The sequence below is a fragment of the Fictibacillus sp. Mic-4 genome, assembly GCF_049843615.1.
Classification (GTDB): domain Bacteria; phylum Bacillota; class Bacilli; order Bacillales; family Fictibacillaceae; genus Fictibacillus_A; species Fictibacillus_A gelatini.
In genome coordinates, this window is the sequence record NZ_JBBHZM010000011.1 from 88,651 (window position 1) to 99,911 (window position 11,261).

At 44.8% G+C, this 11,261-nt stretch carries 9 protein-coding genes and 1 pseudogene; 5 read left to right on the top strand and 5 right to left on the bottom strand.

The genetic code is table 11. From position 1 onward, the window contains the following. Positions 1–84 precede the first annotated feature (84 nt). Entirely contained in the window at positions 85–2,106 is a 2,022-nt protein-coding gene (locus WD019_RS09725; RefSeq protein WP_425711356.1) for a penicillin-binding transpeptidase domain-containing protein, read from the top strand. A 63-nt stretch (positions 2,107–2,169) separates the two neighbouring features. Here WD019_RS09725 and WD019_RS09730 read toward each other — a convergent pair whose 3' ends face one another. From WD019_RS09730 to WD019_RS09740, 3 genes are all read right to left on the bottom strand, one after another. Then, positions 2,170–2,313: a hypothetical protein gene (locus WD019_RS09730; protein WP_425711357.1), complete on the bottom strand. Its 144-nt coding sequence runs from the start codon at positions 2,311–2,313 to the stop codon at positions 2,170–2,172. After that, positions 2,306–2,710: a MaoC/PaaZ C-terminal domain-containing protein gene (locus tag WD019_RS09735; RefSeq protein WP_425711358.1), complete on the bottom strand. Its 405-nt coding sequence runs from the start codon at positions 2,708–2,710 to the stop codon at positions 2,306–2,308. Before WD019_RS09735 ends, WD019_RS09730 begins: the two co-directional genes overlap by 8 nt. A gap of 231 nt (positions 2,711–2,941) precedes the next feature. Beyond that, on the bottom strand, positions 2,942–3,583 hold the full coding sequence (locus WD019_RS09740; RefSeq protein ID WP_425711359.1) for an NAD(P)-dependent oxidoreductase: 642 nt from the start codon (positions 3,581–3,583) through the stop codon (positions 2,942–2,944). A gap of 204 nt (positions 3,584–3,787) precedes the next feature. On the opposite strand from WD019_RS09740, the gene WD019_RS09745 reads away from it, so the two are divergent. From WD019_RS09745 to WD019_RS09755, 3 genes and pseudogenes are all read left to right on the top strand, one after another. Beyond that, the gene (locus WD019_RS09745; protein WP_425711360.1) at positions 3,788–4,228 is read left to right on the top strand and encodes an Rrf2 family transcriptional regulator; all 441 of its coding nucleotides are present in this window, start codon (positions 3,788–3,790) and stop codon (positions 4,226–4,228) included. A 52-nt stretch (positions 4,229–4,280) separates the two neighbouring features. Further along, positions 4,281–5,747 carry a protein adenylyltransferase SelO gene (locus WD019_RS09750; RefSeq protein ID WP_425711361.1) on the top strand — a complete coding sequence of 489 codons (1,467 nt, stop codon included), beginning with the start codon at positions 4,281–4,283 and terminating at the stop codon, positions 5,745–5,747. Positions 5,748–5,923: 176 nt separating this feature from the next. Beyond that, positions 5,924–6,082, top strand: a pseudogene (locus tag WD019_RS09755) (D-Ala-D-Ala carboxypeptidase VanY); the annotation flags it as partial. 144 nt (positions 6,083–6,226) lie between these two features. On the opposite strand, the gene WD019_RS09760 reads toward WD019_RS09755, so the two are convergent. After that, positions 6,227–7,084, bottom strand: a complete 858-nt coding sequence (locus tag WD019_RS09760) for a hypothetical protein (protein WP_425711362.1) — start codon at positions 7,082–7,084, stop codon at positions 6,227–6,229. A 272-nt stretch (positions 7,085–7,356) separates the two neighbouring features. Here WD019_RS09760 and WD019_RS09765 point away from each other — a divergent pair, with 272 nt between their 5' ends. Continuing rightward, positions 7,357–8,859 (top strand): class I adenylate-forming enzyme family protein, encoded by a 1,503-nt coding sequence (locus WD019_RS09765; protein WP_425711363.1) that lies wholly within the window; start codon positions 7,357–7,359, stop codon positions 8,857–8,859. Between the two features lie 603 nt (positions 8,860–9,462). Here WD019_RS09765 and WD019_RS09770 read toward each other — a convergent pair. Further along, a complete protein-coding gene (locus WD019_RS09770; RefSeq protein ID WP_425711364.1) occupies positions 9,463–10,896 on the bottom strand; it encodes a YfcC family protein in 1,434 nt (477 codons plus the stop codon). Positions 10,897–11,261 lie beyond the last annotated feature (365 nt).

Consider the following 11,261-nt stretch of genomic DNA (forward strand, 5'->3'; position numbering starts at 1 on the left):
TTTTCATAATAATGGATGATAAATTATGATAAAGTTAAGCTATTCAATACAACCCGTTAAACAAATCAAGAAAGGGGTCTACTTTTGAGAAGATTACTTGTTGCCGCCATAGGGGTTTTGCTTGCCTGTCTGATTACAGGCTGCAGCAAAGAACCATCACCCGAGGACCATTTCAAGCAATACATATCGAGCTGGGAAAAAGCGAAGTACGGCGATATGTACACCCTGTTATCAAGCGAATCGAAGAAAACCATTTCGAAAGATGATTTCATTGAGAGATATAAAGGAATTTATGGAGGAATTGAAGCGAAAAACGTAACGATTAAACCTCTTATTCCAAAGAAAGGACCTGAACCTGACAAGAACAATGCCGTTTCTTATCCATATGAGGTAAAAATGGATACGCTTGCTGGCCCGGTCCATTATAAGCAAAACGTCAAACTCGTGAAAAGCGGTAAAGGCGAAAAGGAAAATTGGTATATCCAATGGGATGAATCGCAAATTTTCCCGCCAATGAAAAAAGGCGATAAAGTCCGGGCCGAAACGTACGAAGCGAAACGCGGAGAAATCTTTGACCGCAACGGAAAAGGGCTCGCCATCAATGGCACGGTCTATCAAGTCGGGATCGTTCCCCAATGGATGAAAGGGAAAGATAAAGAAGCAAAACAAAAAATGGCGAAAATTCTTGAAGTATCGGTTAAGGAAATTGACCAGAAACTGAAGGCTTCCTGGGTAAGGCCGGATTCTTTCGTGCCCATTAAAACCGTTTCGAAGGACGACCCGGCCGTATCGAAGCTGAAGAAAATTGACGGAGTGGCCTTTCAAAAAACGATGACGCGCGTTTATCCGCTGAAAAACGCCGCGGCCCATTTAGTCGGCTATATTCGGCCGGTCAACGCCGAGGAATTGAAAAAGCTAAAGAGCAAAGGATACACCGCCAATGACTGGGTTGGAAAAGCCGGGCTGGAACAGCTTTTTGAAAAGCGCCTTAGAGGGGAAAATGGCGGCATCATTACGATCGTCGATAAAAATGGCAACAAAAAAGACGTGCTCGCCGAAAAGCAGGCGGCCGATGGAAAACCGCTCAAACTGACGATCGACGCAACTGTACAAAACAACCTTTACGGGCAAATGAAAAAAGATGCGGGAACGGCATCCGCGATCAATCCGTCAACCGGCGATGTATTGGCTCTTGTCAGCAGTCCGTCCTATGACCCCAACCTTTTTGTCCTCGGGCTGTCTCAAGGACAATACGAAAAGTGGAACAATGATCCAAAGAAACCGCTGTTAAACCGATTTAAGCAAACGTATGCGCCCGGCTCTACGTTTAAGCCGATCACGGCAGCCATCGGTTTGAAAACAAGTACAATCAACCCGAATGAAGAAAAAACAATCAACGGCTTAAAGTGGCAAAAGAATAAGTCATGGGGCGACCATTATGTGACAAGGGTAAGCGATGTGAGTCCGGTTAATTTAAAAAAAGCGCTCGTTTATTCGGACAACATTTATTTTGCCCAGGCCGCTTTAGCGATTGGAAGCGAGACATTTGAAAAAGAGGCAAAAGCGTTCGGCCTTGGCGAAAAAATCCCCTTTGATTATCCGATTGAGCCATCGAGCCTGATTAGCGGCGAATGGTCAGAAGGCCGCCTCGCCGATACAGGCTACGGTCAGGGTCAGGTCGAAATGAGCATCCTTCACTTGGCGCTCTCTTACACGCCTTTTGTAAACGAAGGAAACTTGATCGCCCCGAGGCTTGTCATCCCGGATAAGGGCGAAGAGGCGCCAACATTTTGGAAAAAAGATGTAATGCCGTCCGGAGTCGCGTCCACCATTCGCAATGATCTTGTTCAAGTCGTCAAAAACCCGCACGGAACCGCCCACGACGGGATGATGGCAGACGTTCCGCTTGCCGGCAAAACGGGAACGGCGGAATTAAAGATGAAACAGGGCGAAAAAGGAAAAGAAAACGGCTGGTATGTCGCCTTTAACAATAACCACCCTGAATTGCTCATCGCGATGATGATCGAAAACGTTGAGAACAAACGCGGCAGCCACTATGTCGTTCCAAAAGTAACAAACGTTTTTCAGTCCTATCATTTTAAATAAACATAACCCCTGATTTTTTCCTTTAGATAGAAAAGATCAGGGGTTTTACTTTAAGGTACAGCATCATCGTCTCGTCACTTCTTCTGGCAACGATTTAACGCCATAGACAATGCCGCTACTAATTAGTTCTAATTCATACGGCGCCAATTGAAAAACCGTAAACCGTTCTAATACGATACTTCCATCAATTATAGGTTTCTCATTCATACATATGAAACAACACGTTTCCTTTTACGACTTCCTTTCCATGTTGATTGACTGCTTTGACCAGAAAGTTCATTTTATTTCCATTTAGTTCTTTTAACGTTGCTTGCAATGTAATAACGTCATTGAGAAATACCATGTCTCTAAACCTGACAGAGTAATCTTGAATAAAACCCTCATCATAATAAGGCGTAAATAGTTTGGCTAAATGCCCCATTGTCCACATACCGTGTGCAATCACCCCTGGTAGCCCGGCTCTTTTTGCTTCTTCATCGATCGTATGAATCGGGTTGTAATCCCCGGAGGCACCGGCATACTTAATTAAAGAGATCCTTGAAACAGGTTCTAGCTGAACCGCTTCTAAAGACTCCCCGATTTGTAATTCCATCAGACTTTTCAAACCGCCATCCCCTTTCTAACGGCTTCGGTTATAATCACCATTTGTTTTTCACTGAAGATCACTATATTCTATTTTATCATGCGGTTTGAAGGAAAAATACGTTTTACATGCGTTTTGCCAGGAACTTTGGAGCAAATCAGAATCCGAAATGCACTTACGCTAAAGAATGGAAAGGCTTCGTCAATGAAAAAACCATTAGCATTATATACTAATGGTCTTCACTACAAAAGATTATTCTGCTTCGGCGACAACCGTAAAACGTTCGTTTATATGTTGCGGGTTTTCAATTTCATCTACTACGGCGATGGCATAATCCGCATAGCTAATGTAGCTTTCGCCTTTTTCATTCATGATTAATTGATCTTTTCCTTTTTTATAAGAACCCGTTCTTTTTCCTTCCGGGTTGAAGAAAGCCGCAGGGCTGATATATGTCCATTGAATCCCTTTTACGGTTTGAAGTTCTTCAAGGTTTTTTCCCATGTTTGTAGCGGTTGGAAAATAAGCTTCCGGGAAATCCGGAGTTTCAAATAATCGCATCGTCTTCGCTTCATCGACAAATAGGCTTCCAGCTCCTCCTACGACGACTAATCTTGTATCAGGCGCGCCTTTTAGCGCTTCAATCAAGACCTTCCCCGCTTCGACATGCTGGTGTTCTTGGCCTGGAGCAGCATTAAATGCATTCACTACGACATCAAACTTTTGAATATCGTCAGACTTTACGTCAAATATGTTTTTTTCAAGCACTTCGACGTTCTTTCCCTGCATTTTTGCCGTATCTCTAACAATCGCTGTAACTTCATGCCCTCTTTCAACCGCTTCTTTTAAAATAAGGTTGCCTGCCTTACCGCTGGCGCCAATGATTCCGATTTTCATTATTTATTCCTCCATCATTCATTCGATTATCTGTAACCAAATCAATTACATGTAACAATAATAATTACAACCGTTCATTTTGTCAACCTATTCTACGAATACTTTTTCTCATTTATTATTCGTTCGTTAAGGTATAATAAACACTGTAATCACATAAATTACATGTCAAGATCGATGCATCATTCATAAGGTAGGTGAATGCAAATGTCCATCAGCAGCCGCTTCGCTGTAGGAATCCACATATTATGTCTTCTTGAAATGAATAAAGATGGAATCAATTCTTCCGAATATATAGCAAAGAGCGTAAATACGAATCCAGTGGTTGTAAGAAAAATCATGGGAATGCTGAAAAGTGCAGGGCTGGTGAAAGTACGCCCTGGCATTGCTGGCGCTGAACTGGCGAAAAATTTATCGGATATTACATTGCTTGACGTTTATAAAGCCGTCAATGTCGTTCAGGAGAACCAATTGTTTAGCGTGCATGACGAGCCCAATCCCGATTGCCCTGTAGGCAGAAATATTCAAGAGGCAATCGTTCCACTATTCACAGCAGCGCAACTGGCGATGGAAAAGGCGCTTGAAAATGTAACCATTGGCGATGTTGTAAACGATATTGGTAAAAACGATAAAGAATTACAGCAATAAAATAAAGACTGCTAGATCTTTTATAAAAGAAAAAAATGATAAAGGAGAACCTATGACAAAGAGCAACGAAACAGGATGGAACTTTGACAATAGCTATGCCCGCCTTCCGGAATCCTTTTTTACTAGCACCAGGCCAACACCCGTGCGATCGCCGAAATTGGTCATTCTCAATGAGCCATTGGCAACATCCCTCGGTTTAAACGTGAAGAAGCTAGAAAGCGAAGAAGGCGCCGAAGTGTTTGGCGGAAACGAAATTCCAGAAGGGGCTTTCCCTCTTTCCCAGGCTTACGCAGGGCATCAATTTGGCCATTTTACAATGCTGGGCGACGGTCGGGCGATCCTCTTAGGCGAGCAGATCACCCCTTGTGGCGAACGGGTGGACATCCAGCTTAAAGGTTCAGGCCGGACGCCATATTCCCGCGGAGGAGATGGCCGGGCCGCCCTTGGTCCGATGCTGCGCGAATACATCATTAGTGAAGCGATGCATGCGCTTGGCATTCCAACGACCCGCAGTCTGGCCGTGGTGACGACGGGCGAGCCGGTATTTCGCGAAACCGAGCTGCCTGGCAGCGTGCTGGCCCGGGTTGCAGCCAGCCATCTACGTGTCGGGACGTTTGAATACGCTGCCAAATGGCGCACGAAAGAGGAACTTCAGATCCTGGCCGACTATGCCATTAAGCGTCATTATTCAGACGTTGAAGAGGATAAGGACCGGTATCTGTCATTTTTTCAAAAAGTGATGGAGCGGCAGGCTAAACTTATCGCCAAATGGCAGCTCGTTGGCTTCATTCATGGAGTGATGAACACTGACAATATGGCCATTAGCGGAGAAACCATCGATTACGGCCCTTGTGCCTTCATGGATGCCTATGATCCGGCAACGGTATTCAGTTCTATCGATATCCGGGGCCGCTATGCCTATGGCAATCAGCCGCCTATTGCAGGGTGGAATCTCGCGCGATTGGCGGAAAGCTTATTGCCGCTCCTACATGAAGATCAGGAAGAAGCGATTAAACTGGCCGAAAATGCGTTATCACGATTCGGCACTTTATACCGTTCGGAATGGCTTCAAGGAATGAGAGCAAAACTCGGACTCTTTAACGAAGAGAAAGAAGATGAGTCGTTAATCGAAGAGCTTCTCCATCTGATGCATAAACATAGCGCGGACTATACGAATACCTTCATCGCATTGACGTTTGATAAACAGGAGAAAACAGGGCTGATGTGTTCACCTGAGTTTTCCCGCTGGAATGAGAAGTGGCAGGCGCGACTGGGCAGGCAGCAGGAATCGAAAACAGCCGCGCAACAGTTGATGAAAAATAGCAATCCTGCCGTCATTCCGCGAAACCATCGGGTCGAAGAAGCGCTGGCAGCGGCGGTTGAACGAGGTGACTACAGCGTTATGGAGCGGCTTCTTGAAGCCCTTTCAAACCCGTTCGCGCATTCTCCCGAACAGGCTGAATACGCAAAAACACCTGCGCCATCTGACATACCTTACCGAACCTATTGCGGAACGTGACCGAATAAGAAAAATGTTCAAGTCCCTGGCAACACGCCAGGGACTTGTCTTTAAAAATACTCCATCAACCCGGGGTTTTAATAGACCCTGGAAACATACGCACATTAAGGATGATAGAAAGCGCCTTTCAAATACGCCATTTCGAGATATAATGTATTTTGTTGTTATAAGTAGAAAAAGAAAAACGAAACATCACTGCCAATGTTAACGGAAAAAAATATGCTATCTCGTATTACCCCGTTTCTAAAACGTTGACAATTAAAACACCGGGACACTGCTATTATGAAATTTCAGGCAATAATATGGATGGAGTGATTGTCACAACGTTTCCTTGATCGATCAAAAATAGTATCGTACGAAAACGATAAGAGCATATTAAGGCCGCCCCGTACAATGGATCGGGGCGACTTAAGGTGAGTTTGTGAATGGTATGAAACGATATGGCTGATGTTAAGCTAAGGCTCCCGGACTGGCCCGTCTTATTTTACCCAGATCGCCGCGTAGCGGTCTTTGCCTCCATTTGTATGGGCGCTAACATCAACGAGCCGGTAGCCTTTCTTAACGAGGTCATTGAATGTGCGCTGATACTTCTCCGCCGTCATTCCGTGCCGCGCTTGCCAGGCTGGACCCTTTTCTTTCACCCAGATGGCCGCGTAGCGATCTTTGCCGCCAATGGCATAGCCGCTTACATCGACCAGCCGGTAACTTTTCTTGACCAGGTCATTGAATGTGCGCTGATACTGCTCCGCCGTCATTCCGTGCCGCGCTTGCCAGGCCGGACCCTTTTCTTTCACCCAGATCGCCGCATAACGGTCTTTGCCGCCAATGGCATAGCCGCTCACATCGGCCAGCCGATAGCCTTTCTTGACCAGGTCATTGAACGTGCGCTGATACTGCTCCGCCGTCATTCCGTGCCGCGCTTGCCAGGCTGGACCCTTTTCTTTCACCCAGATCGCCGCATAGCGGTCTTTGCCGCCAATGGCATAGCCGCTCACATCGACCAGCCGGTAGCCTTTCTTGACCAGGTCATTGAACGTACGCTGATACTGCTCCGCCGTCATTCCATGCCGGGCTTGCCATGCCGGACCCTTTTCTTTCACCCAGATCGCCGCATAGCGGTCTCTGCCGCTGCCATCTGTATGAACACTTATGTGAGTAAGCCGGTAACCTTTTTTGACCAGGTCATTAAACGTGCGCTGGTACTGTTCCGCCGTCATTCCATGCCGCGCTTGCCAGGCTGGATGGTCTGCCGCAAACGCCCGTGTAGACAAATCCGAACCAACTATGGCTAAAAAAGCCAGGAAAACGATTAAAGACAATGAAACAACTTTTTGCAACGCTTTTATACGCCTCAATCCCTTCCAAAATTTTTAAATACCACTTCATCCTATACATCCTTTAATTCCCCTACAAGGGCATATTCTCCTAATTTCTATTCATTGCGTGGTGTATTTTTTTATATCTTTTTACAGCAAACCTCTTTAATTGAATTCTTTTTATTATAGTAGCAAAATAATAAAGACAGAAAATTTATAGGGATAAAAGGATTTCTGCCATTTATTTTTGAACCATCAAATTAGCAATCGATGATTTAATGGAGTGATGAACAATGGGAACAATACAAGCTTTTTTGAAAGACCGTGCAGACAGCACCCCTCTACTGGAAGGATTGGTCGGAGGAAAAGAGCGATTGACGTTTAAAGAATACAATGAACGGGTCAACCAGCTGGCCCATTATTTATTGGAGAAAGGTGTTCAAAAAGGGGATCGGGTGGCCATCCTTTGCAAAAACAACTGCCCCTTCCCACTCATTATGATGGCCGCCATCAAAATCGGCGCAATTGCTGCCCCATTAAACCGGCAAATGACGGCATATGAAATGGAAGGCGTCATTGAAACGTGCCAGCCTAAAGTTTTATTTTATGATGAAGAATATAAGGAATCCTTGTCTCTGGTTGAAGAAAAACAAATGATTCCTTCTATTATTTTGTCCGGGTCTGGGATGGACATTGTCCCGTCATTTAGATGTTTGCTAGAAAATCAGCCTGAAACCGAGCCTGATTGTACGGTCCATAGCGAGGATCCGGCCCTTCTTTTATTTACTTCGGGAACGACTGGCAATTCTAAAGGTTGCGTTATCACGCACGGAAATCTTTACGCATGGTTTTCAGAAATCGGAAATTTGAGGAAAGTCGAACCTGGAATGCGCTTTCTCGGGGTTCATCCTTTTTACCATATGAGCTCCTGCTTGAACATTCTAAATAGCATTTATTACGGAATGACGATGGTTTGCCTCTCCAACGCCGATCCTAAAGCCATCTGGGAGATGATTGAAAATGAGAAGATCAACACGATGATGGGCTTCCCTTCCACTTATACGTACATGCTAGAGGAATTGAAACAGAGCGAAAGAAACGTCGAGTCCTTTAAAATGGCCCAGTCTGGCGGGACTAAAGTGCCGGAAAGCTTAATCATGGAATATGCGAAATATGGCATCGCATTGTCACAAGGCTACGGCAGCACAGAAGGATGGGCGGTCAGCGCATGGCGTCCAGACATGGGCTACGATAAAGCGAATTCGGTAGGCAAGCCCATCCAAAACGTCGACGTGAAAATAGTAGATCCGGATAGCCATGAAGAGCTTAAGACAGGGGAAGTCGGAGAAATTGTCGTAAAAAGCCCATACATGTTCAAAGGCTATTGGAGAGATCCGGAAGCCACGCGTGAAGTGCTCAAGGACGGATGGCTCTATATGGGGGATGCCGGGAAATTCGACGAAGACGGCTTTTTATACATTATGGACCGGTACAAAGATGTCATCGTCTATGGCGGGGACAATATCTATTCCGGCGAAGTGGAAAAAGTCATCCATGAGATCAGCGGCGTATTGGAGGTCGCGGTGGTCGGCATTCCTGATGAGTTCTGGGGCGAAATCCCCCGCGCGTACATTGTAAAAGAAAAGGGGAGTCCTCTTTCTGAAGAGGAGATTATCAACTACTGCAAAGAAAAGCTCGCTGAGTACAAAATACCTGAAATTCAATTTGTCGATTCGCTTCCTAAAAACAGCCTTGGAAAAATCGTAAAACGAAAATTGAAGGAAATGGCCTTATAAAAAATGGAGACAACAAGCGCCTGGATATTCCAGGCGTTTTTTTCCGCTTCCTTGGAAAAAGTGGAGCCGTAAGTTCGCTTTTCAAATCCATTCATCGGGGTTATCGATTATTTCGAGGTAGTTATTAATCAATTTGAAAAAGATAGTATTCAATTCAGGACACTTTTCATTCTTCCCCCCTCTCATTTGCTGTTTTTCAATCAATTTAAAGAGGATATCAATCATTTCGAGGCAGTTTTCAATCAAATTGAAAGAAATATCTTTCAACTCAGGACGCATTCATAATGACTCAAACACTTCGGTGAATGGAAAATAAATCACGGAAATCGGAAAATAAATTTGTTAAAACGGAAAATAAAAATTGCAAATCGGAAAATAAATCTCTCAGTTTGGAAAATAAATGAGGAGATCCCTGAAAGTAGCACTCATTTGTTCACTTGAAATAAACAAAATCTCTATATGTTTTCCTTACAAGGACAAGATTCAAAATATGAGCAAAAAATAGTGCGATTTGATTCATTTTTTTTAGCTTTAAAGATACTTTTTCCGTAAAAAAAGCAAAAAACACCGCTTAAGTTCGATTCAAGCGGTGCTAATCATTTATTAATGCGGTCCCCAATGAATTCCGACGCCGACGATAAGAAAAACGAGTCCGATGACAAACCAGATGAAAGCGAGCGGGGTCATGAAGCGAACCCATTTGACGTACGGGATACCGCTTGCCGCGAGCACGCCCATCAAAACGCCTGATGTCGGATTAATGCAGTTGACGACGCCTTCTCCGAGCATGACGGCTTCTACCGCCACTTGCCTTGTAATATGCATTAAGTCGGCCAATGGTGCGAGAATTGGAATGAAGATGACCGATTCTCCCGTTCCTGACGAAATGAGAAAATGGAGCGCCGCGCTGCTGATATACATGCCAATGGCGCCGAAGACAGGGCTTTGACCTTGTAGAAGATGTGCCAGAGTATTCACGATGGTATCAAGGAGTTTCCCTTGTTCAAGTATGACGGAAACGCAGCGGGCCATTCCGACGATCAATGCGCCATAAACGAGCTGCTGGCAGCCAGCTAAAAATGTGGAAGCGATATCATTCGCCCTGAGCCCGCCAATGATCCCTGCAGCAAGCGCAATGAAAATGAACATGCCTGTCATTTCCGCATCCGACCACTTTAGCCAAAATGCCCCCGCCAAAAAGCCAACGAGCGATAATGCGGTTACTGCTAAAATGAGCTTATGGCGGACGGTCCAGGAAACACTTTCTTCAGATGCATCTTCATCCAGTAAAAGCGCTTTGCTCGGAAACCAGTCATTGCCGAGAACGCTACCTTTATCCGTCCTCTTTAAGCGTTTGATGTACCAGTAAATATACAAAATGGTGGCTAATAAGAAACAGACATAAATGGCAACCCGCAGGCCTATTCCTGAAAACATCGGGAGCTCCGCGATTTTTTGTGAAATCCCGAGCGGCGACGGCGAAAGAATCGTCGCATTAAAGCCGGCATAAGCGCCGAGATAAATGATGGCCGCACCTACAACCGCGTCCCACTTTAGCGTGCGGGCAACAATGAGCCCGATTGGAATAAACCCGATAACCGAGTTAACGATGATTCCTGTCGTTCCAAGAACAGAAAACAAGGCGGCAACGATACAAACGAAAAGAAGCTGACGGTGGCGGAACTTGTTGATGACATGATAAATTAATCCATTGATGGCCCCTGTTTTTTCAAGGATAGCGATGGCACCGCCCGTAAAAAGAATCAAAAAGATGATCGGCGCGGCAGCCGCCATTCCTTGTTCAATCGCGGTAAAAAATGAAACAAATCCTACTGGGGACTGGGCAACCGAATGATAGCTTCCCGGGATTGTTGTCGTAATTAACCCTTTCGTCACTCTTTTAAATTCCCCGGCAGGTACAAAATATGTAGCAATGGCGCAAAGAAGAGCCACAAAAAAAAGCAAAACATACGCATCCGGCATTTTAAATTTTGATTTCTGCTCTAGCGGCTTTTTCGTTTCAGCTTGAAGACTCATGAGATCCTTCCTTCCAACGTAAATTTTCAACATACCGTTTTGCTGTAATTTTCTGAACTCTTGTCATGCAACAGTTGAATCACTAGTGCCCCTTCAGCTAAGAAAGTTCTTATTTTCAAGAATCCATTTTCGCCTGTAAAAAAAATAAAAGCAAAAAACAGGAACAAACTTCTCTAGCTGGTAGTGTGGTGCTTATTTCATGGCATTTGGACAATAAACAGTTGATTTCCGACAATAAATCGATTCCATCGGACAATCAATGGCCTGTGTCGGACAATAAATTTAGTATTTTGTACACTTATTTGTCCAAAAGTAAGATGTTATTGTCTAAACCGGATGACTTATTGTCCAAATAAGAGCACTTA

Excerpts from the sequence above, each read along its gene's own strand:
- WD019_RS09730 (WP_425711357.1), bottom strand. The coding sequence starts at position 2,313 with ATGAATGAGAAACCTATAATTGATGGAAGTATCGTATTAGAACGGTTT.
- WD019_RS09740 (WP_425711359.1), bottom strand. The coding sequence starts at position 3,583 with ATGAAAATCGGAATCATTGGCGCCAGCGGTAAGGCAGGCAACCTTATT.
- WD019_RS09745 (WP_425711360.1), top strand. The coding sequence starts at position 3,788 with ATGTCCATCAGCAGCCGCTTCGCTGTAGGAATCCACATATTATGTCTT.
- WD019_RS09750 (WP_425711361.1), top strand. The coding sequence starts at position 4,281 with ATGACAAAGAGCAACGAAACAGGATGGAACTTTGACAATAGCTATGCC.
- WD019_RS09765 (WP_425711363.1), top strand. The coding sequence starts at position 7,357 with ATGGGAACAATACAAGCTTTTTTGAAAGACCGTGCAGACAGCACCCCT.
- WD019_RS09770 (WP_425711364.1), bottom strand. The coding sequence starts at position 10,896 with ATGAGTCTTCAAGCTGAAACGAAAAAGCCGCTAGAGCAGAAATCAAAA.